General features: G+C 66.7%; 12 protein-coding genes. 5 read left to right on the top strand and 7 right to left on the bottom strand.

Going from position 1 to position 22,702, the window contains the following annotated elements; all coding sequences use genetic code 11:
• Positions 1-171 precede the first annotated feature (171 nt).
• Together ACIQ1T_RS12135 and ACIQ1T_RS12130 are read left to right on the top strand one after the other, a co-directional pair.
• Positions 172-2,445 (top strand): WD40/YVTN/BNR-like repeat-containing protein, encoded by a 2,274-nt coding sequence (locus tag ACIQ1T_RS12135; RefSeq protein WP_395944809.1) that lies wholly within the window; start codon positions 172-174, stop codon positions 2,443-2,445.
• The gene (locus tag ACIQ1T_RS12130; RefSeq protein WP_395944808.1) at positions 2,442-4,064 is read left to right on the top strand and encodes an alpha-L-fucosidase; all 1,623 of its coding nucleotides are present in this window, start codon (positions 2,442-2,444) and stop codon (positions 4,062-4,064) included. The genes ACIQ1T_RS12135 and ACIQ1T_RS12130 overlap by 4 nt, the downstream gene beginning before the upstream one ends.
• Before the next feature lie 13 nt (positions 4,065-4,077).
• Here the strand turns inward: ACIQ1T_RS12130 and ACIQ1T_RS12125 are convergent, their stop codons facing one another.
• The 4 genes from ACIQ1T_RS12125 to ACIQ1T_RS12110 all read right to left on the bottom strand — a co-directional run bounded on the left by ACIQ1T_RS12125 (position 4,078) and on the right by ACIQ1T_RS12110 (position 13,687).
• Positions 4,078-6,048, bottom strand: coding sequence for a sialate O-acetylesterase (locus ACIQ1T_RS12125; RefSeq protein WP_395944807.1), 1,971 nt, complete (start codon positions 6,046-6,048; stop codon positions 4,078-4,080).
• Positions 6,049-6,112: 64 nt separating this feature from the next.
• A complete protein-coding gene (locus ACIQ1T_RS12120; RefSeq protein WP_395944806.1) occupies positions 6,113-9,049 on the bottom strand; it encodes a TIM-barrel domain-containing protein in 2,937 nt (978 codons plus the stop codon).
• A gap of 24 nt (positions 9,050-9,073) precedes the next feature.
• Positions 9,074-10,717: a DUF5597 domain-containing protein gene (locus tag ACIQ1T_RS12115; protein WP_395944805.1), complete on the bottom strand. Its 1,644-nt coding sequence runs from the start codon at positions 10,715-10,717 to the stop codon at positions 9,074-9,076.
• An 84-nt stretch (positions 10,718-10,801) separates the two neighbouring features.
• A complete protein-coding gene (locus ACIQ1T_RS12110) occupies positions 10,802-13,687 on the bottom strand; it encodes a TonB-dependent receptor (protein ID WP_395944804.1) in 2,886 nt (961 codons plus the stop codon).
• A 218-nt stretch (positions 13,688-13,905) separates the two neighbouring features.
• Here ACIQ1T_RS12110 and ACIQ1T_RS12105 point away from each other — a divergent pair, with 218 nt between their 5' ends.
• Together ACIQ1T_RS12105 and ACIQ1T_RS12100 are read left to right on the top strand one after the other, a co-directional pair.
• Positions 13,906-15,438: a tryptophan halogenase family protein gene (locus ACIQ1T_RS12105; protein WP_395944803.1), complete on the top strand. Its 1,533-nt coding sequence runs from the start codon at positions 13,906-13,908 to the stop codon at positions 15,436-15,438.
• The gene (locus ACIQ1T_RS12100) at positions 15,435-17,417 is read left to right on the top strand and encodes a glycoside hydrolase family 97 protein (RefSeq protein WP_395944802.1); all 1,983 of its coding nucleotides are present in this window, start codon (positions 15,435-15,437) and stop codon (positions 17,415-17,417) included. Before ACIQ1T_RS12105 ends, ACIQ1T_RS12100 begins: the two co-directional genes overlap by 4 nt.
• Before the next feature lie 47 nt (positions 17,418-17,464).
• Here ACIQ1T_RS12100 and ACIQ1T_RS12095 read toward each other — a convergent pair whose 3' ends face one another.
• The 3 genes from ACIQ1T_RS12095 to ACIQ1T_RS12085 all read right to left on the bottom strand — a co-directional run bounded on the left by ACIQ1T_RS12095 (position 17,465) and on the right by ACIQ1T_RS12085 (position 20,936).
• Positions 17,465-19,267, bottom strand: coding sequence for an IlvD/Edd family dehydratase (locus ACIQ1T_RS12095; RefSeq protein WP_395944801.1), 1,803 nt, complete (start codon positions 19,265-19,267; stop codon positions 17,465-17,467).
• Between the two features lies 1 nt (position 19,268).
• Positions 19,269-20,018 (bottom strand): SDR family NAD(P)-dependent oxidoreductase, encoded by a 750-nt coding sequence (locus tag ACIQ1T_RS12090; RefSeq protein ID WP_395944800.1) that lies wholly within the window; start codon positions 20,016-20,018, stop codon positions 19,269-19,271.
• Positions 20,019-20,162: 144 nt separating this feature from the next.
• Positions 20,163-20,936, bottom strand: a complete 774-nt coding sequence (locus ACIQ1T_RS12085) for an IclR family transcriptional regulator (protein WP_395944799.1) — start codon at positions 20,934-20,936, stop codon at positions 20,163-20,165.
• 191 nt (positions 20,937-21,127) lie between these two features.
• On the opposite strand from ACIQ1T_RS12085, the gene ACIQ1T_RS12080 reads away from it, so the two are divergent.
• Positions 21,128-22,702: a sodium/sugar symporter gene (locus ACIQ1T_RS12080; protein WP_395944798.1), complete on the top strand. Its 1,575-nt coding sequence runs from the start codon at positions 21,128-21,130 to the stop codon at positions 22,700-22,702.

The raw sequence follows: 22,702 nt of genomic DNA, 5'->3' as shown, positions 1-22,702 counted from the left end.
AAGCGGCGAAATCCGTGTGAACTCGAGCCTCGCTCCCGACACGTCGTTTGCCGACGTTGATTTTTACCAGCGCAACTTGATGCACCTATGACAATGATGTCAACCTGCTATGAGGTAGCGCTAACAGATAAGGGGCCGGCAGACGCCCCGACGGCCATGGGGAGACGCGGCATGACGACAGGACTGACCCGACGCGCGGCGGGCGTGCTGGCGCTGGGCCTGGGCGGCGCGGCCATGACCGGGTCGGCGCGCGCCGCCGAGGCGGGCTACAGCTGGCGCAATGTGAAGGTGGGCGCGGGCGGCTTCATTCCAGGGATCGTCTTCAGTCCCATCGCGCGCGGCCTGGCCTATGCCCGCTCCGACATGGGCGGCGCCTATAGGTTCGACCCCGAGCAGGCGCGCTGGCTGCCGCTGCAGGATTCCAGCCCCCGCTCCGGCGATTTCGGCGTCGAGAGCATCGCCGCGGATCCGGTCGACGCCGAGGTGGTCCATATGGCGGTCGGGGTTCACCGCGGCGATCCAGGCGCCATGCTGCGCTCGCACGACCGGGGGCGGACCTGGATCCGCACCGACGTCCCGTTTCGCATGGGCGGAAACGAGGACGGGCGAGGCCTGGGCGAGCGGCTGGCCATCGACCCGAATGACAATCGCATCCTCTATTTCGGGTCACGCCACGATGGGCTGCAGCGCTCGATCGACGGCGGCGTGAGCTGGCGCAAGGTCGAGACCTTTCCGCTGAAGGGACTGGGCCTGCCGACCGGGCGCACGACGCACGGCGGCCTCAGCTTCGTGATCTTCGACCCCCGCAGCGGCGCGCGCGGACAGGGTTCGAAGACCCTGTTCGTCGGCGTCGCCGATCCCCACGAACACGTCCTCTATCGATCCGACGATGCGGGCCTGACCTGGCGGGCGCTCGAGGGCGGCCCCCGCGCTGACCTGTCCGCCGCCAAGGCCGAAATGAACGACACGGGCGTGCTCTATGTCACCTGCACCCTCGGCGTCGGCCCGAACGGCGTCGGCGACGGCGCCGTCTGGCGACTGGACACGAACACCGGCGACTGGCGCGACATCAGTCCTCCCAGACCGAGCAGCGGACAGGCAGGCGGCTTCATGGGCGTGGCCCTGGACCGGAAACGGCCGGGGGTCATCATGGTCTCGACCCTGAACCGCTGGCAGCCCGGCGACACCATCTGGCGCAGCACCGACGACGGAAGAAGCTGGAAGAGCCTGCGCGAGGCCGCACGGCACGACGTCAGCGCCACCCCCTATCTGAACTGGGGCAATGACAGGCCTGACTTCGGCTGGTGGATCGCGGCCCTGGCGCTGGATCCGTTCGACAGCGACAGACTGGTCTATGCGACCGGAGCGACCGTCTATGAGACCCGCAACCTGTCGGCCGCCGACGACCGCAAGCCGACAGACTGGCGGCCCTGGGTGGAGGGCATCGAACAGACGGCGGTCATCACCCTGGTCAGTCCGCCCGAAGGCCCGGAGCTTCTGACCGGGTTCGGCGACATCTCCGGCTTCGCGCACGAGGACCTGAACCGGTCGCCGCAACTGCAGTTCACGACGCCGGTCTTCGCCAACACCAACCAGATCGACTACGCCGGCCGGGCGCCGACGGTGGTGGTGCGCAGCGGCACCCCGCACGAAGGCGTCGGTTCGGGGGGGCACGACGGCTCGACCATCGCCTGGTCCGAGGATGCGGGCCGCAGTTGGAAACCGCTGGGACGGCCGCGTCCGGCATCGGGCGCCGCCCCGGTTCCCGCCGACAATCCTCGCATGGATCTGTACCGGGACGCGCCGATCACGGTCTCGGCCGACGGATCGACCTTCGTCCTGTCGACGCCGCAGAACGTCTGGTCGACGGATCGCGGCGCAACCTGGCGGCCCTGCGCCGGCCTGCCGCTGCTGCTGCGCCCTGTGGCGGATCGGCAGGACGCAGGCCTGTTCTACGCCCTCGACTTCAGGACCGGCGACTGGTTCGTCAGCGTGGACGGCGCGCGCAGCTTCGCCGCCGTGCCGTCGCATGGCCTGCCCGACGCCTCTGCTGACCGTCCGACCTGGCGCGAACAGGCCTTTCCGCTGAAGGCCACGCCGGGGCATGAGGGGGATCTGTGGTTCGTGTCGCGATCCGGCCTCTACAACAGCCGGGACGGCGGTCAGAGGTTCGAGCAAGTGGACGGCGGGCTCGGCGTCGAGATGATGGATTTCGGCAAGCCGCCCGCCGGCTCGACCTACCCTGCCCTGTTCGCCATAGGAACCAGGAGCGATCTGCGGGGCGTCTTCCGGTCCGACGATCGCGGCCGGTCGTGGACGCGAGTCAACGACGACCAGCATGAATACGGGCGCCGCTATCGCGCCATCGCGGGCGATCCCCGCGTCTTCGGCCGCGTCTATGTGGCCACCGACGGGCGCGGCGTCGTCTATGGAGAACCGGCATGAACCTGTCACGACGCGGACTTCTGGGCGCGGGCGCCTCGGCCTCGATGCTGGGCGCTTGCGCCACTACGCCGGGCGGATCAACGGCGGCAGGGCCGTTCAAGCCGACCTGGGACAGTCTGATCGACGGCTACCGGACGCCGGACTGGTTCCGCGACGCCAAGTTCGGCATCTGGTCCCACTGGGGCCCCCAGTGCGTCCCGGAGTTCGGCGACTGGTACGGCCGCCAGATGTATATCCAGGGCAACCCCTTCTACGAACACCATGTCGCCGCCTACGGCCACCCCAGCCAGGTCGGGTTCATGGAGTTCATCGACCAGTGGAAGGCCGACCAGTGGGATCCCGAGGGACTGCTGGACCTCTATCAGGCGGCCGGCGCCCGCTACATCATGTCCATGGCCAACCACCACGACAATCTGGACCTGTTCGACAGCGCCCATCATGCGTGGAACGTCATGCGCGTCGGGCCGAAACGCGACATCGTCGGGACCTGGGAAAAGGCCGTGCGCGCGCGGGGCCTGAGGTTCGCGGTATCCAACCACGCGGCCCATGCGTGGCATTGGTGGCAGACGGCCTATGGCTATGACGCCGAAGGGCCGCTCAAGAGCGTCCGCTATGACGCCGCGCGCCTGACGAAGGCGGACGGCTCCGGCAAATGGTGGGACGGACTGGACCCGCAGGAACTCTATACCGGCCCGACCTTCGCCCCGCCGGAGGGGATCGCCTCGATCGCCGAGATGAACGCCTGGCACGACGCGCGCGACGGCCAGTGGATCGAGACGCCGCCGGCGAACAATCCGGCCTTCGTGCGATCCTGGGTGGCGCGTCAGCGCGACCTGATCACCAAGTACAAGCCGGACATGGTCTATTTCGACAACTACCAGCTGCCTCTGGGGCGTTACGGGCTGGAAGCGACGGCGGAATATTACAACGCCTCGCTGCAGTGGCGGGGCGAACTGCCGGTCGTGAACGGCAAGCGGCTGGACGAGCGCCAGCGCAAGGGGATCGTCGAGACCGTCGAGCGCGGCTTCTCGGAGAACCTGAAGCCCGAGCCGTGGCAGACCGACACCTGCATCGGCGACTGGCACTACAATCGCGCCCGCTACACCAGTCACTATTATGTGCCGGCGCACAGCGTGATCCAGCGCCTGGTCGACGTGGTGTCCAAGAACGGCAACCTCATGCTGAACATCCCGCAGCGGGGCGACGGCTCCATCGACAGCGACGAGCGTCAGATCCTGACGGACATCGCCGTCTGGATGAAGGTCAATGGCGAGGCGATCTTCGAGACCCGGCCCTGGCGCATCTATGGCGAGGGCCCGACGACCGTCGTGGGCGGCATGCACGGCGAAGGCGCCGCGCGGCCGTGGACCGGCCAGGACATCCGCTTCACGACAAGAGGCCAGGCCCTGTACGCCTTTGCGCTGGACTGGCCCGAGGACGGGCGAATGGTGATGCGCGCTCTGACGCCCCAGGCGGGCCGCGTCGCGGCGGTCGAACTGCTGGGCGGCGGCGCCCTGCCCTTCCGTCAGACCGATGAAGGTCTGGTCGTCGACCTGCCGGCGGAGCGACCGGTCGCGGTCGCCCCGGCGCTGCGGCTGCGAGGCGCGGGGCTCGTCTGAGCCCGCCCCCCGTTCAGACGATCGGCGCCTCGAACGGAACCGCCGGCAGGTTTGACGGACCATACAGGTTGCAGATCGGGCTTTCCGCCCAGCACAACCGCACCTTGACGTCGCTCGGCCGGGCGGACGGCAGCACGATCTGATCCCCGGTCAGGGTGGCGTCGACAAAGCGGCAGGCGCCCTCCGCGTCGCACAGTTCGAACCCGACCGGGCGGTTGAAGCCGTACAGGCTCAGGGCCGTCCCGGCGGCATAGCGAACATGCACCCCATCGGCGCCGCGTTCGATGGCGACGGGCTGCGGCGACGAGACGGTGGAGAGGCCGGCCAGACGCAAGGCCTCCAACGCCAGCCTGCGACCCACCTCCTGCTTGTTGGTCGGATGGATGTCGTAGCGGTCGCCGATGTCGATCGCGAGCGCCAGCCCGGCGTGCGGATCGGCGGCGACGGTGCGGCGCTGGCTTTCGCGCAGGGCCGCCCACAGGCTGTCGGTCGGCTGGGTCACAGCCGGGCCGTAGTTGGCCAGCTGCACCACCAGCATCTCCAGGTCCGGGTTCTCGAACCGAGCGCGCCAGTCGGCGAACAAGGCCGGCAACAGTTTCGAATAGCCGGGCGCGTCGCCGGCGTTGGACTCGCCCTGATACCAGGCGGCGCCCTTCAGGCCGTAGGCGCCCAGGGGGACGATCATGCCATTGTAGAGAGTGGTCATGCCGCTGCCGCCGATCCAGGGCGTTCGCGGCAGGGAGGACAGGGACGCGACCTGGGCCGAAACCTGGTGACGCCAGCCGCTGGACAGGGAGACGGTCGAGCCGTCCGCAAACACGATCCGTTTCGCCGACGCCGGTCCCCAGGCCCCGCCGCCGCCATTGGTGTCCAGAACTCCGACGGCGATGCTGTTGCGGCCGGACGTCAAGGTTCCGGCCGGCAGACTGTAGGTGCGGGGCGTATCCCACCCCTGGCCGCCGCCGATCCAGCGTCCGTTGACCCAGGTGGTGTCGACGTCGTCGACCGGGCCGAGTTCGAGGGTCGCCGGCTGACGGGCCTGAGCGGCCGTCACCTGGACCGTGTTGCGCATCCACACCACGCCGTCGAAGCCGGCCAAGGCCGGGACGGTGTTTTCCCAGGCTCCCTCCGCCGGGATGGGCGCCCAGGCGCGGTCGTCGAACCGTTCGCCGTTCCAGCCCTGTTTCGTGCCCGGATCATTGTCCTTCCACCAGGCCAGGGTGATGTCGCGCCAGAGCGCCTCGCCGTCCTCAGGCGACCGGGCGTAGGCGGCCAGGGCGGCCAGGGCCTGCTGATTGCCGCCCAGATCGGTCAGGGTCTGTCGGCTGAGCCAGTCCTCGATGATCGATCCGCCCCAGGATGCGGCGATCAGGCCGATCGGAACGGTCTGCGCCTTGCGCAGGTCGCGGCCCATGAAATAGCAGGCGGCGGAGAAGTCGCGCGCGCTGTCCGGCGTGGTCAGACGCCACTGGCCCACGGGCGCGGTCGAGGTCGACGGGGCCGGCTTGCTGGACCGACCGACCAGAAACAGGCGCAGGCCCTCGTCGCGTGCATTGTTGATTTCGATGTCGGCGTTGGTGACCTGACGGAGCTGATACTCCATGTTCGACTGGCCCGAGCACAGCCAGACATCGCCGACCATGACGTCCGCCACCGTCTGGGTGGAGCCGCCGCTGCGGGCGGTCAGGACGTGGGGCCCGCCGGCGGGCAGGGACGGCAGATGGGTGCGCCAGCCCCCGTCCGCGTCGGCGACGGCCTGAACCTGGACCTGGTCGAACGCAACGGTGACGGAGGCGCCCGGCGCCGCCCTGCCCCACACGGCCACCGGCCGATCGCGCTGAAGCACGGCGTGGTCCTGGAACATCGCGTCCAGCAGAGGCCCGGCGGCCGTGTTCACCACCTCCGTGTTCTGGGCCTGAACGGGGACGGCTGTCGTCGTCGCAAGGACGGCGGCCGCCACGGCGGTGAGCAGCAACGAGCGCATCCGCGCCTCCTGTGATCTGAACCCGCTCATCCCCGATGGGCGGGGATGAGCGGCGTATGGCCGACTAACGGCGGACCTCGACGGCCTCGCCCGTGTACTGGATCGTCTTCGCCGGAGCGGCGTCGAAATCGCCGACATCCGCACCCGGTCCGCTGACGAAGCGCACATTGATCGTGCGGTTCATCGGCATGCCCGCATAGGCCCCGGCGCGGGCGCCGATGGTCAGGACGCCGGTCGCGTCATTCCAGCGCATCGGGATGGTCGAGAACTCGCCGCGCTCGTAGGCGTAGGACCGGCCCTCGTCCTCATAGAGCGAGAACGACCCGTCGGCGCCGGTATAGACCACCAGGGTCAAGGGGCCGTCCAGCTTCTCGGCCGTATAGGTGATGGCCGGTCCGGTCGGCAGGATCGAGCCCGCGCGAACGAAGACCGGGATCTTGCCCAGGGCGGCCGCGACGGTGGTCGATCGGCCGCCGGCGTACTTCTGGCCGGTCAGCAGGTCGTACCATTCGGCCCCGGCCGGGAAATAGACCGAGCGGCCCCGCGCCTTGTACTCGGTGACGGGCGCCACGAGCAGGGCGTGGCCGAACATGTACTGGTCGTCGATGTCGCGCGCCTTCAGATCGGACGGGAAGTCCATGACCAGACCGCGCATAATGGTGCCGTCGCGCAGATAGGTGTCGCCGGCCAGGCTGTAGATATAGGGCATCAGCCGGTAGCGGGTGCGCAGCTGCTCGGCGTAGGCGGCGTAGTAGTCGGTGCCGGGCTGGGCCAGATTATAGACTTCTCTCAGCGGGAACTCCCCGTGGGAACGGAAGATCGGCGACCAGGCCCCGAACTGGAACCAGCGCAGCTGCAGCTCGTCCCACTCGGCCTTGTCCTCGGGCTTCATGCCGGCGGTGTTGGAATAACGGCTCTCAACCGAGAATCCGCCGATGTCGTGGGTCCAGTTGGGCAGTCCCGACAGGCCGGCGTTGACGCCGGCCGAGATCTGGTCGCGCAGATTGTCCCATCGCGCGACCACATCGCCCGACCACAGGACCGAACCGGTGCGCTGCAGACCGCCCCAGGCGGAGCGGGTCAGGATGGTGGTCCGCTGGTCGTCATGCTCGGCCCGGAAATGGCGATAGACGTTCTCGGCGTTCATCAGCGGATACGAGTTGAACACATAGGCGCCGGGACCGTTGGCGGTCGGGCCCATGCGCAGGGTCCGTTCGGCGAAGTCGAGGTTGGAGTGCATGTCCGGCTCGACCGAATCCAGCCACCAGCCGTCGAAGCCCATGCCCTTGAAACTGTCGGACATCTGCTTCCAGTAAAGGTCGCGCGCCGCCGGCAGATAGGGGTCGTAGAAGCTGTTGGCGTAACCGGGGCCGACCCAGTCGCGCGCACCGACGTCGACGTTGCGCGTATACATGCCGCCAATGGCGTCCAGCTGCTTGTAATGGTCGGTGGTCGGATAGAATTTCGGCCAGACCGAAATGATGATGTTGGCGTTCATGTCGTGAACGTCCTTCACCATCTGGGTCGGGTTCGGATAGCGGGCGGGGTCGAACTGGTGCGAGCCCCAGGCGTTCTCGGGCCAGTAGAACCAGTCCTGCACCACCATGTCGATCGGCAGGCCGCGCTCGCGATAGCCGCGCACGGCGTCGACGACCTCGTCCTGGGTGTTGTAGCGCTGGCGGCTCTGCCAGAAGCCGTAGGCGGCGCGGGGCAGCATCACCGACTTGCCGGTCAGGCCGCGATAGTTGGAGATGACGCCGTCGATGTCGTCGCCGCCGACGTAGTAGTAGTCGATGGCCGTGCCGACTTCCGAGGCCAGGCTCAATGCGCCCTGGTCTGCGGCCGGCAGCGGATCCATGTGGCGCAGCGAGATATAGCCGTCCTCCGGCGTCCACTCGATCTTGATCGGCACGCGCGTGTCGGCGGCCATCTCGACCTGGAAATCATGGTCGAAGGCGTTCCAGTTCTGGCGCCAGTTCTGTTCGACCACCTTGCCGTCGATGGTGACCTTGGCGTAGCCCGACGAATAGAGGCGGAACTTGTGCAGGCCGGCCTCGGCGGTTTCCAGCGTGCCTTCCCAGACGACCCTGACGCCCGCCTGGCCCGGCTTGCCCATGTCGCCGGTCTGGACCGGCTGGCCCGGTTGCGACTTGAAGCCTTCGGGCCAGCGCGACCATTCGCGGATGAACTCGTAGTTCACCTCCGTCTCCTGGCGCTGAACCTTGAGTTGATCGTCCTGATAGTAGCTGGCGGTCAGACCACCGAAGCGGCCGGTGGCGTCGCGGACGATGAACTGGTCCGAGATCATGCCATAGGGCCGCGGATCGCCGAACCGGGTGATCGAGTTATTATCCCACAGCAGGCCGTAGTTGCGGCTGGAGACGACGAAGGGGACGCCCACGTCCATATTGTGCTGGGCCAGTTGAACGTCGCGGCCCTTGTAGTTCATCACGCCCTGCTGATGCTGACCCAGGCCGTAGAAGGCCTCGTCGGCAGGGCTGTCCCAGACCTGGCGGGTGGCCAGGAAACGGTGATCTCCGGCCTGGTCCTCGACGGTGACGGGGCTGAGTTCGCGCACGCCGGCCCGTTCCTTCAGCACCTCCCGGCCGTTCTCGTCGAGGAAGCGGACGGCGCCGGTCCGGCGCGAGACCTCGGCCGTGGCCTCGGCGGTCTTCAACACGACCAGTTCGCCGCGGGTCTCGACCTCGAACGGGGTCGTGGTCGAGGGCTGGGCCGTGACCATAAGGCTGGCCGGCAGTTCCAGATCGGCGTTTTCGGTCGCCGTGACGCGAATGGTCTCGGGGCCATAGACCTCCAGGCGAACACGGCGGGCCGCGCCCTCGGTCGGGGCGATGACGATCCCGGCGGGGATACGCTCGAAGGCGGCCTGTTCGAGAGCGCCGGCGGAGGCGCTGTCCATCAGGCCTGATCCGGCGCAGGCGCTCAGGGGCGCAATCATCAGGGCGGCCAGCATCAGGCGGCGGGCGAGGGTCGAGGTCATGGGGGCGCTCGCTTTACAGACAGGTCAGTAGGTGGCGGTGACGACGCGCAGCAGCTGCGGTCGGTCGGAAAAATTGAGGCCGTAGTCGACCTGGTCGCCGTTCCAGATGCGTTCGAACACCCATTTCCCGGCGGGGTCGAAATGGCCTTCCTCGATGCGCAGGACCATGCGGCGCTTGCCGTCGGTCGCGGGCTTGGCGGCGAAGTCGATGCGGATGTTGTGGCCGGCGAGGATGAACTGACCGGGCTCGATCTCGGCGATGGCGATCGCGCCGTTCGGCTGGGCCGTGGCGGCCGGGACGTCGTTCGGATCGATGGCCATGGAAGTGGCCCCGAACTGCCAGCGCTGATAGCCGGTGGTGGCGGTCCAGTCGCCCAGGTCGATGACCTCGGGCTTGCGGTCGTCAGGCTCGGCGGCGCCCCAGACCCTGCCCTCGAAGGACAGGCGGGCCCAGGTCCGCTGCCAGGGGGCGATCAGCCGATACAGGTCGCGGAACGGGACCAGCGTCTCCTCGGTGATCGCCTTGGCCCCCAGCGGATAGTTGGAATAGCCGGTGTAATCGATGCCGAACGGCGAGAAGCCTATGCCGCCCCGCCCCAGGGTCTCGAACAGATAGCGGGCGTATTGGGTGTCGCTGCCGGTCTCGGCGACGAAAAGGGCGTTGTCCGGACGGCCGTAACGGTTCAGGTGGGCTTCATACTCGATCGACTTGCGCGTGTAGATGTCGGGCGCCAGGAAGTCGATCGACGGGGCGGCGGCCTGCCATACCTCGATGACGTTCCAGGTCGGGCCGCCCGAGGCGTAGGTCGCCGGGTTCTGGTCGTTGATGGCGTCGCGCAGGGCGGCGTTGACGTACATGGGCAGCGGATATTCCGCCTTGCCGGCCGCAGCGACCGTGCCGACGTAATGGCCGATGGACCAGGCGTGGAAGAACTCGTCCGCGTCCTTGCCGAACACCTCGGCCCAGGTTCCGGGCGACTTGCCTGTACGGTCCAGCAGGGCCTGAGGCACGGGGGCGGCGAAGGCGGCGCGCGCAGCCGGGGAATAGTCGCGCACGGGGCCGTAGGTGCCGACCTCGTTCTCGGGCTGCATCATGATGACGGTGCGCTGGCGCTCGTCCACCTGGCGAATGTGGCGCATCAGGGCGGCGTAGGCGCGGGCGTCGGCGGCCAGGGTCTCAGCGCCATAAGGCGACAGGGCGTAGCTTTCCTTGCCGTCCTTCTCGATCAGGTGCGGGAACCGCTCGGGGTTCAGCTTGACCCAAGCGGGGGCGTAGGCCGGGGCCGTGTTCTTCCAGGTGGCGAACCACAGGAAGACGACGCGCATGTCGTTGGCGCGGGCCTGTTCGATGGCGTGATCCACGAAGGAGAAGTCGAAACGCCCCTCCTCCGGCTCGATCTGCTCCCAGCCGAGAGGAATCTGGACCGTATTGGCGCCCATGTATCGCAGGGCCGGCCAGGCCTGGGCCAGGGGGGCTGGATAGTTGGAGGAGTTGTTGACCTGTCCGCCCAGGATGGTGAAGGGCGCGCCGTCGACCATCAGGGCGTGGCGGCCCTCGCGGGTGACGAACTGGGGAATGGGTTCGGCGGCGAAGGCGCCGCCCGTCGCCAGGGTTGCGGCGAGCGCGAGCCCCGCCGTGCAGGTCCTGAACATGCGGTTGCTGATCATGGACGTCCTCCCGTAGTCACGAAACGAAATCAGGCGCCGCCGCGAACGGCGACGCCCGAGAAACGATAGGCTTACAGTACGCCCCTAGTAGCGGAGGCGAACCCGGATGCTGAACCGGCGATCATCGAGCTGATAGTCGCGATAACGATCCTCGGTGATCTGATAGGTCTGCGATTCCTGGTTCAGGATGTTCTGCGCATCCACGGTGACCGCCAGCCGCTCGTTGAAGTCGTAGCTGATCGAACCGTCCAGAACGCCGAAGGCCTTGCCGAAGATCGGCAGCTGGCCGGTGCCGACGCCGGTCGTGGTCTGCAGGAAGTCGTCGCGCCAGTTGTAGGCGAGACGGGCGTTGAAGCCGTACTTCTCGTACAGCAGCACGAGGTTGTAGCTGTTCTCCGACAGCCCCTGGATCGGCACCGAGATTTCAGAGCCGCCCGTCTGGGCGTTGGCCGCGACCGTCGCCGCGTTCGAGTCGATGAAGGTGTAGTTGGCCTGGACGCCCAGACCGTCGAACGGCGACGGCAGGAAGTCGAAGAAGCGCTGACCGCCGACCTCGAAACCCTCCAGCGTGCCCTCGTCCACGTTCTTCAAGCGCGTGATGTTGAACGGCACCGTGCCGAGACCTGGCAGGTTGTAGTTCTCCACCGCCGTGACGTTGAAGAACAGGTCCTTGATGTCCTTCTTGAAAGCCGTCGCATAGACGAAGCCGACCGGCGAGAAATACCATTCGACCGCGAAGTCCAGCGCGGTAACGCGCTGCGGATCCAGCAGCGGATTACCGACGGCCGTGCCGGTTCCGCGCTGCCCCGGAATCGGCAGGATGTCGCCCGAGTTCGCATACGTCGGGCTGATGCTGTAGCTGGCGTTCAGCTGACCGAAGTCCGGACGGGCCACGTTCTGCGAGGCGGCGAAACGCAGCTGCAGTTCAGGCGACAGGAACATCCGCAAGTTCAGGCTTGGAAGAATGTCGGTGTATTTGTTGTTGCCGACGATCGGAGTGACGATCGTCAGATTGGTCGGCGTGCCGCTCGTGCCGCTCGGATCACGGTAAGTGATGGTCTCGAAACCGTCAGAGGCGGACTCGGTCTTGACGATGCGGACGCCGAAGTTGCCGTCCCAGTCTTTGCCCAGGAAGTTGGAGGCGAAACGAACCACGCCGTAGCCGGCATAGGTCGTCTCCGACACGTTGGAGATCTGGGCGGTCGGATCGTCGAACGAGCGGAAGCCGATATTCTGGTTGAACGGCGCGCCGTTCAGGAAGTCGAACACCGCCTGCGGATCGCCCACCTGACGCAGGCCGAACATCCAGACGTCGCCGAAGACGTTCTGGCCGTCGCCGTTCAGGAAGCTGTTGCGGAACGGAAACTGCTCGGCGACCTGAGGGAAGTCGGCCAGACGATAGCAGCCGGCGGGGCTGGACCAGTTGGCGCAGGTCGTACCGATCGCGGTCCAGGTGCCGTAGGTGGTCGACCGGTTGACGGCGGTGCGGTCCGTGACGCGAACACCGGCGCGGAAGTCCTTGAAGAAGCCACCTTCCTCGAAGTCCCAACGCATGTCGGCGCGACCGGCCCAGCTCTCGGCGTCGTTCTTCTCGGCATAGGGAAGAACGGCGGTCAGACCATAGTTGTCGAGGTCGCCGTAATAGCCGTTCGACGTCCCGAACTCAGGGATCGAGGGACGGGTGTCGAAGTTGAAGACGTAGTTGCCCGGGAACATCGGTATATTGGGCGTCAGCGGATCGCTGTCGTCATCGAAGCTGGGTCCCGAGGTGTTGGTCAGGACGCTGGCCGTCAGGTTCATCGTCTGCTGATCGACCTTGGAATTGATATACTGCAGGTCGGCGGAGATCTGGAGACGGTCGGTCGGGCGCCATTTGCCCCCGATGGCGATGTCGGTCGTCTCGGTTTCGCGGGTCGTCGCGAAGGTGACCGCATCCACGCCCGGATTGATGAAGGAGCCCGAGGTGGCGATACCGTCCTCGACCGTAAAGGCCGCGCCCGGCGCCAGGTCCAGCGGCACGCCGTTGCCGCCATAGGCGAAGAAGGACAGACCATTGTCGTGGAAGGTGTATTCCGTCCGCAGGGCCTGCAGATAGAATTCGGTCTTGTCGTTCGGGCGCCATTGCAGCGCGGTCGCCACGCTGAAGCGTTCGCGGTCGCCGAAGCCGACCTTGAACCCGCCGCCGTTCGGCACGGCGATCTCCTGACCGACGAAGCCCGGCACGTCGGTGCGCACCAGATAGGGCTCGACCACGTCGAGATCCTGGCGGAACGAGGTCTCGCCGTAGGACATGTTCAGCAGGGCGCCGAACTCGCCCGCCGAGGTCTGCCAGCGGTCGCTGGCCAGGAAGGAGGCGTTGTAGCCGTCGTCATTGGCCAGATCGTAATGGGTGTAGGCGGTGCTGGCCGACAGGACGCGACCCGGCGCATCGAACGGCAGGCGGGTCTTCAGGTTGATGGTGCCGCCCAGGCCGCCTTCGATCATCTCGGCCGACGGGTTCTTGTAGACGTCCACCCCGCCCAGAAGATCAGCGCCGACCTCTTCCCAGCTCAGGCCGCGGCCGCCGCTGGCGCTGAAGATGTCACGCCCGTTGAGCTCGGAACGCACGTTGGTCAGGCCGCGAATGGCGATGCCGGAGCCTTCGCCATAGTTGCGCGTGATCTGGATCCCCGAGACGCGCTGCAGCGCCTCGGCGACATTGACGTCGGGCAGGCGACCGATATCCACCGCCGTGATGGAATCGACGAACTGCTCTGAATTCTTCTTGATCGACTGGGCCGAGGCCAGGCTGGCCCGGAGGCCCGTGACCACGACCTCGCCGACTTCGGTGGACTGGTCGTCCTCGCTGGCCGGAACGGGAGCGGACGTTTCCTGCGCCGAAGCGAGGGACGGTGCGGCCATGGCCGATAACGACAGGACGGACGCGCCGCACAGCAGTGCGAAGCGGTTGGCGCGAGTGATACGAGACATGAGTCTCTTCCCTTCCCCTCTGATGCCTCGCGCGCTCTCTAGGCGCGCTGGACGACATCTCTCCCAAGACAATCGGGCCTGCGTTCCGCTTGACCCGATTTCAAGGATGCAACAAGTTTCATAGAAAGAAAACTGTTTTCGGTAGCGGTACCATTTTTTAGGACGACAATGGCGCGGCGACGTATCGCGCCAGACGTTCGCGGTCGGGGAGGACCACAATGTCGGAAGACCAGAGGATCAGACGGATCGTCATCGTCGGCGGCGGCACCGCCGGCTGGATGGCGGCCGCCGTCATCTCGAAGAACCTGGCGCACGGCTATGCCGCAATCGATCTGATCGAATCGCCCGAGATCGGCACGGTCGGGGTCGGAGAGGCGACCATCCCGCCGATCCTGACGCTGAACCGGCTTCTGGGGATGGACGAGAACGAATTCGTCCGCCGCACCCAGGCCACCTACAAGCTGGGCATACAGTTCCGGAACTGGGGCCGGCTGGGCCACGAGTACATACACCCGTTCGGAACCTATGGCGCCGACCTGGAGGGTGTTCAATTCCATCAGCACTGGCTGAGGCTGCGCGACCAGCCGGGCGTCGGCGAGATCGACGCCTATTCCCTGCCGATCATGGCGATGAAGGCGGGGCGGTTCACCCGCACGGCCGAGGACCCGCGCCATGTCCATTCACGCATGGCCTACGCCTATCATTTCGACGCCGGCCTTTACGGCGGGTTCATGCGCGAACTGGCCATGGCGCGCGGCGTGAACCGGATCGAGGCCAAGATCGTCGACGTGGCCCTGAACGCCGAGACCGGCTTCGTCGAGGCCGTGGTCCTGGACGACGGACGGCGGATCGAGGGCGACCTGTTCATCGACTGCTCCGGATTCCGCGGCCTGCTGATCGAACAGGCGCTGCAGACGGGATACGAGGACTGGTCCCACTGGCTGCCGATGGATCGGGCGTTGGCCGTACCCTGCGAAGCGGTGGGGGCGCCCACGCTCTACACCCGCTCGACGGCGCATGACGCCGGCTGGCAATGGCGGATCCAGCTGCAGCATCGCACCGGCAACGGCCATGTCTACGCCAGCGCCTTCACCAGCGACGAAGCGGCGCGCGACACCCTGCTGGCCAATCTGGACGGAAAGCCCTTGGCCGATCCTCGACCGCTGCGCTTCGTGACGGGGCGGCGCAGGAAGGCCTGGAACAAGAATGTCGTGTCCCTCGGCCTGGCCTCCGGCTTCCTGGAACCGCTGGAATCGACCAGCATCCACCTGATCCAGAGCGGGGTGACCACCCTGATGTCCCTGTTCCCGGACCGCCGTTTCGATCAGGCCGACATCGACAAGTACAACGCCCTGATGCGCGAGGAGTACGAGCACGCCCGCGACTTCATCATTCTGCACTACCACGCCGGAGAGCGGGACGATTCCGAGTTCTGGCGGCATGTGCGCGCGACAGACATCCCCGACAGCCTGAAGGCACGGATCGACCTGTTCCGATCGCGCGGACGCGTGATGGGCCGTCATGAGGACCTGTTCGCCCACACCAGCTGGGTTGCGGTCATGCTGGGCCAGGGGATCACGCCGCAGGGCCACGACCCCATGGCCGACCAGATTCCCGCCTCTCAGATGGCCGCCCGACTGGCCCAGATCCGAACCGTCATCCAGAGCGGTGTCGCGGCCATGCCGACGCACCAGCAATTCATCGACAGGAACTGCCGCGCGGACCTTCCCGTGGCGAAGGAACACGCATGACCCCTTCCCTCGCCCGGCTGCTGTGCGGCGCAGCCCTGACCTGCCTGGCGACGGGCCTATCGTCGGTCGCCCTGGCCGACCCTGTCGAACTGACCTCGCCCGACGGCCGGCTGACCATCCGGGTGGAGACCGTCGACGGCAAGCCGGCCCTGTCCGTCGCACGCGACGGCCGCACGGTGATCGCGCCGTCGGACATCGGCCTGACCCTGGAGAACCGGGTCACGGTCGGCGGTGACGAGATCTTCGTCGCCGGGCCTGTGCGCGAGGGTCTGGACGACTACCCCCTGTTGGGACGGAGGTCCCATGTGCGCTCGGCCTGGCGCGAGACCATGCTGACGCCGGCTTCGGGCCGCGACGGGCCCGACATGGTCCTGGTGATGCGCGCCTATGACGACGGGGTCGCCTTCCGCTATCGCGTGCCGGCCCGGCCAGACGCGCCCCTGGGGGTGGTGGCGGAGAACACCCAGTTCGCCTTCCCGTCCGACTACGGCTGCTGGGGCCTGAACCTGGGCCGGTTCAACTCCAGCCACGAGGGCGAATTCGATCCTGTCCCCGCCTCGCGCATTCGCGAATACAACGCCTATGACGCCCCGCTGGTGTGCGAGACCACGGCGGGAGGCCCCGCCTTCGCCATCGCCGAAGCCGACCTGAAGAATTATCCGGGCCTTTACCTGTCGGGACGCGGTGACGGCGGCCTGGGGGTGCAGGCCAAACTGGCCCCGAGACCGGATTCGCCCGGCGGGGTTCCGGCCGTGGTGGCGACGGCGCGGGTCGGACAGGATCTGGAGACGCCGTGGCGGGTGGTCATGGTGGGCGACCACGCGGGCGACCTGATCGAATCCACCCTGATCACCGACCTCAGCGCACCGGCGGCCTTCGACTCCGCCTGGGTGAGGCCCGGCAAGTCGGCCTGGGACTGGTGGAACGGCGGCCAGATTACGGCCGTGCCGGACAGCGGCATGAACACCGCCACCTTCAGGGCCTTCATCGACTTCGCGGCCGCCAACGGCCTGCAGTATGTCACCATCGACGAGGGGTGGTATCGCGGCGCCGGCGGCGGCGGCGTGGTGCGGCCCGGCGTGGATGTGACCCAGACCGCGCCCGACATCGACATTCCCGGCCTGGTCGCCTACGGCCGGTCCAGGGGCGTCGGCCTGTTCCTGTGGCTGAACTGGAAGGCGCTGGACGCCCAGTTCGACGCCGCCCTGGACCAGTACCAGGCCTGGGGCATAGCCGGGATCAAGGTGGACTTCATGGATCGCGACGATCAGATGATCGTCGACTGGTACCACCGGCTGCTGGCCCAGGCGGCGCAGCGACATCTCATGGTCAATCTGCACGGCGCCTTCCATCCGACCGGCCTGACGCGCACCTATCCCAACTTCATCACCCAGGAAGGCGTGCTGGGGGCGGAAAACAACAAATGGTCCAGCCGGATCACAGCCCGGCACAACGTGACCCTGGCCTATACGCGCATGCTGCTGGGGCCGATGGACTATACGCCCGGCGGTTTCGGCAACCAGACGCCCGAGACCTTCCAGTGGCGGTTCCTGCTGCCGACCGTGATGACCACCCGGGCGCACGGCCTGGCGATGTTCGTCGTCTATGAAAGCCCGCTGCAGACGGTCGCCGATACGCCGGACGCCTATGCCGGCCAGCCCGAGACCGCCTTCATCGGCCAGGTTCCGACGACCTGGGACGAAACCCGGTTCATCTCGGGCGAGATCGGCCAGTCGATCGTTCTCGCCCGTCGCAAGGGGCGCGACTGGTATGTCGGCGCCATGACCGATGAGGACGGCCGCACCGTGAGCCTGCCGCTGGATTTCCTGGGCCGCGGCCGGTTCGAGGCGACTGTCTACGCCGACACTGAGGCGCCGCAGCGGACGGCGATTTCCACCCAGACGGTCGAGTCGGGGACGACCCTGACCCTGAGGCTGAAGCCCAGCGGCGGAGCGGCGATCCGCATCACGCCGCGCTGACGTGAAAAGGGGCGGCCCGCGCCGCCCCTTCCTGTCGTCCGTCGGACCTAGTGGTTGTCGCGCGGAAGGCCGAACCGGTCGACGATGCGATGATATTTGATCGCCGGTTCCAGCACGGCGCCCGTCTCCAGCTGGCCGACCACGGCGCGCTGCATCTCCTGCCACGGGGTCTGGGACGCCGGATATTTGTACCCGCCCGCCGCCTCGAAGGCCTGGCGGCGCGCAGCCAGTTCCTCGTCCGAAATCAGAATGTCGGCCCGGCCGGTGTTCAGGTCGATCCGCACCCGGTCGCCGGTCTTCAGCAGGGCGATATTGCCGCCCGCCGCCGCCTCGGGCGAGGCGTTCAGGATCGAGGGCGAGCCCGAGGTGCCCGACTGACGGCCGTCGCCGATACAGGCCAGGGCGCTGACCCCCTTCCGGATCAGATAGGAGGGCGGTCGCATGTTCACGACCTCGGCGGCGCCCGGGAAGCCGATCGGGCCGGCGCCGCGCATGAACAGAAGGGTCTGTTCGGTAATGCCCAGGCTCTCGTCGTCGATACGGTGATGATAGTCCTCGGGTCCGTCGAACACGACCGCCGGCCCCTCGAAGGCGTTCAGGTCGTCGGGGTTGGACAGATAGCGTTCGCGGAACTCCGGGCTGATCACGCTCAGCTTCATGATGGCCGAGTTGAACAGATTGCCGGTGAAGACCACGAAGCCGGCGTCGGTCTTCATCGGGGCGTCGAAGGTCTTGATGACGTCGGGAAGGACGATCTCGGCGTCGCGACAGTTATCGCCGATCGACTTGCCGGTGACGGTCAGGGCGCCCTCGCGGATCAGCCCCTGCTTCATCAGTTCCGACACGACGGCGGGCACGCCGCCGGCATGGAAATAGTCCTCGCCCAGATACTCGCCGGCGGGCTGCAGATTGACCAGCAGCGGCACATGCAGCCCCTCGGTCTGCCAATCCTGCAGCGGCACGTCGACATGGGCGTGCCGGGCCAGGGCGGTCAGGTGGATCGGCGCATTGGTCGAACCGCCGATGGCCGAGTTGACGACGATGGCGTTGTGGAAGGCTTCCTTCGTCAGGATGTCCGACGGCTTCAGGTCTTCACGCACCATCTCGACGATCCGCAGCCCGGTTTCGTAGGCCACCTGGGCGCGTTCGCGGTAGGGGGCGGGAATGGCGGCCGATCCCGGCAGGGACATGCCCAGGGCCTCGGCCAGCGAGTTCATTGTCGTCGCCGTGCCCATGGTGTTGCAATAGCCGACCGACGGCGCCGAGGACGCCACCAGTTCGATGAATCCGTCATAGTCGATCTCTCCGGCCGCCATCATCTGGCGCGCCTTCCAGATGATCGTGCCCGACCCGGTGCGCTCGCCCCTGTGCCAGCCGTTCAGCATCGGACCGACCGAAAGGGCGATGGCGGGGATGTCCACGGTGGCGGCCGCCATCAGACAGGCGGGCGTGGTCTTGTCGCAGCCGACGGTCAGCACGACTCCGTCCAGCGGATAGCCGTACAGGCTCTCGACCAGACCCAGATAGGCCAGGTTCCGGTCCAGGCCCGCCGTCGGCCGCTTGCCGGTCTCCTGGATGGGATGGACCGGAAATTCCATGGCGATGCCGCCGGCTTCCCGAATGCCTTCGCGGACCCGTTCGGCCAGGATCAGGTGGTGGCGGTTGCAGGGGCTCAGGTCCGAACCCGTCTGGGCGATGCCGATGATCGGCTTGTTCGACTGAAGCTCTTTGCGCGTCAGGCCATAGTTCAGATAGCGCTCCAGATAGAGGGCCGTCATGTCCGGGTTTTCCGGATTGTCGAACCAGGCGCGGCTGCGCAGCGTCTTGGGAGTCTTGGGGGTATCGGTCATTTCAGGTCCAGCCGCCGTCGACGACATAGTGTTGGTTGGTGATCGCCCCGGCCTCATCCGAGCACATGAAGACGACGACCTTGGCGATGTCGTCGGGCACGAGCCGGCGCTTGAGGCACTGGTTGGCGTAGATGTCTTTTTCGGTCTCCGGAGTGACCCAGAGCTCCAATTGCCGCTCGGTCATGATCCAGCCCGGGGCCACCGCGTTCACGCGCACGCCGAAGGGACCGAAATCGCGGGCCAGCGACCGGGTCAGGCCGATCACCGCCGACTTGGAGGCCGTATAGGCCGGCATGCCGCCCTGACCGATGATCCAGGACGTCGACCCCAGATTGACGATGGCGCCCTTGCCCGCCGCCTGCATGTCCGGAAGCACCGCCTGGGCGGCGAAGAACTGGTGTTTCAGGTTCACGGCCATGCGACCGTCCCAATAGTCCTCCGTCACCTCGAGCGTGGCGTGGCGCTCGTCGTGGGCGGCGTTGTTGACCAGGATGTCGATCGGACAGAAGGCGTCGCGCACCGTGGCGACGGCCGCCTTCAACGCCGGAATGTCGGTCAGGTCGCAGGCGACGAACAACGCCCCCTGCCCCAGTTCGTCCGCCAGTTTCGGTCCGCGCACCGTATCGATGTCGAGGAAGCCGACCCGGGCGCCCTGGGCGTGGAAGGCGCGAACAATACTCTCGCCAATGCCGCCGGCGCCGCCGGTGACGATGACGGTCCTGTTCTTCAGATCGGAATAGATGGCGGCCATGATCTCAGCGCGCCTCCCCGACGCCCCGCCGTTGATCGGCGGTTTGCGATCTTTCACAAATGAAAGTCGTTACCGTCCACGAAAATGACGGCAGCCATTGGTCCTGTCAACGGTGGACCGCGTCGCATCCGCTCAGGGCCAGGATCAGGCTTGGGAGACCGCGCCCATCTGTTCGGAAATGATGGTCGTGGTGCGCACCAGCATCGCCGCCGCCTCTTCCCGTGTGCAGACCATCGGGGCCTGTTCGATGAAGGGGGTGATCAGGGTGGCGATGACGCCGTCGGAGCCCATGATCGGGGCGACCAGATCGGTGACGCCCTTGACGAAGTCGCTGGCTCTTTCGACGTGGGCGCCCTGGGTCATGGCCGACGCGCGTTCCGCAAACTCCGCAACGGTCGCCTCCCCGAACAGGGAGACCAGATTGTCGCGAAGATATTTCTGCGCCCGTTCGTTGGCGCGAGAATAGAACATCAGGCCCGAGGTGGCGTGCAGGATGCTGCGGCGATAGCCGATGCGGACCGAATAGCCGAGGTCGCCGGGGCTCTCGATCCGGGCGATGACCACGATCTGGTCTCCGGACGGCACCACGAGGTGGCAGGACTGCATCGTGCCCGAGGCCAGATCACGCATCGCCGGCATGGCGACGTCGACCAGCGACTTGATCGGCGCCTGGGTCATGCCGAGGGTGAACAGGCGGTTGGTCAGGCGATAGCCGTCCGAGGACTGTTCGATATAGCCGCGGAACTCCAGCACCTGGATCATGCGGAACAGTTCGCTGACCGATCGCCCCAATGTCACCGACATCTGCGACGGCGTCATCGCCTCGCCCTGGGCCGACAAAAGCTCAAGGACGTCCAGCCCCTTCTCGAGCGCGGGGGCGCGGTATTTGCGGTCGTCGGTCTGGTCTTGGTCGGTCATGGGAATCCTGTCGCGAGCTCCTTACGCTACCGGGCGCGCCCGGTCCGGTGAAGACCACCGAAGAATGCGACCCATAACATTATCGCGGGTGAAATCTCCAAGCATATATAAAATCCTCATTGCGACAGAGCGTCGCCTCCCCTAGGCTTTCGGCAGGAGCCCGACCAAGGGCCGACTGGGGGAACTGCACCATGACGCTCGCGGGCATCGATCTGGCGATTCTGGCGATCTACGCCGTCTTCATCTTCGGACTGGCCCAGTGGGTGTCGCGCGGCAAGGCCGGCGAGCAGAAGACCTCCACCGACTATTTCATGGCGTCCAAGAGCCTGCCCTGGTGGGCCATCGGCGCCTCGCTGATCGCGGCCAACATCTCGGCCGAGCAGATCATCGGCATGAGCGGATCCGGCTATGTGATCGGCCTGGGCATCGCCTCCTACGAATGGATGGCGGCCCTGACCCTGCTGATCGTGGGCAAGTTCTTCCTGCCGATCTTCCTGCGCAATGACATCGTCACCATGCCGCAGTTCCTGCAGCAGCGGTACGGCCCGACCATCCGCAACGTCATGGCCGTCTTCTGGCTGCTGCTCTACGTCTTCGTCAACGTGACCTCGATCCTGTGGCTGGGCGCCATCGCCGTCCACACCGTGACCGGCTTCAATCAGGACTACGCCATCGTCGCCATCGGCGTCTTCGCCCTGGCCTATCAGCTGTGGGGCGGCCTGAAGGCCGTGGCCCTGACCGACATCGTCCAGGTGGCCCTGCTGGTCTGCGGCGGCCTGATCATCGGCTTCATCGCCCTGTCGACCATCGGCGGCGCAGGCGGCGCGGCGGCCGGCTTCCACACCCTGATCACCCAGTTCCCCGACAAGTTCGACATGATCCTGTCGAAGGATAATCCCCACTATCAGGAACTGCCGGGCATCGCCGTCCTGCTGGGCGGGCTGTGGGTCATGAACATCAGCTACTGGGGCTTCAACCAGTACATCATCCAGCGCGCCCTGGCCGCCAAGTCGCTGCCGGAAGCCCAGAAGGGCATCGCCTTCGCCGCCTATCTGAAACTGCTGATGCCGGTCATCGTGGTCCTGCCGGGCATGGCCGCCCTGATCCTGGCCCCGAGCCTGTCGGCGCCGGATCAGGCCTATCCGACCATGATGAACCTGCTGCCGGTCGGGTTGAAGGGTCTGGTCTTCGCCGCCCTGATCGCCGCCATCATCGCCTCCCTGGCGTCGAAGGTGAACTCGATCTCGACCATCTTCACGCTGGACCTCTACGCCAAGATCCGGAAGGACACGCCCGAGCACCAGCTGGTCACCGTCGGCCGCATCGCCGCCGTCGCTGCGGTGGTCATCGGCATCCTGACCGCCCGCCCCCTGCTGGGCGGCTTCGACCAGGCCTTCCAGTTCATCCAGGAATTCACCGGCTTCTTCACCCCCGGCATTGTCGTCATCTTCATGCTGGGGCTGTTCTGGAAGCGGGCGTCGGAAGCCGGCGCCCTGACCGCCGCCATAGGTTCGGTCGTGCTGTCGGCCGTCTTCTGGTGGTTGCAGGAAAGCGGCCAGTTCATCTTCCCCTTCATGAACCGGGTCGGCGTGGTGTTCATCGCCTCGCTGATCGCCGCCGTGGTCGTCTCCCTGCTGGTCCCCGCCAAGCCGGATGCGATGAAGATCAAGCTGGACCAGATCAGCTACAAGACGTCGCTGGGCTTCAACCTGGCCGCCGTCGGCGTCGTCGCCTTCCTGATCCTGGTCTATTCGATCTGGTGGTGA

Origin of the sequence: Brevundimonas sp. (assembly GCF_044336875.1) — a bacterium.
In the GTDB taxonomy this organism is placed as follows: Bacteria; Pseudomonadota; Alphaproteobacteria; order Caulobacterales; family Caulobacteraceae; genus Brevundimonas.
This window is presented reverse-complemented; position numbering and strand designations above follow the sequence as displayed.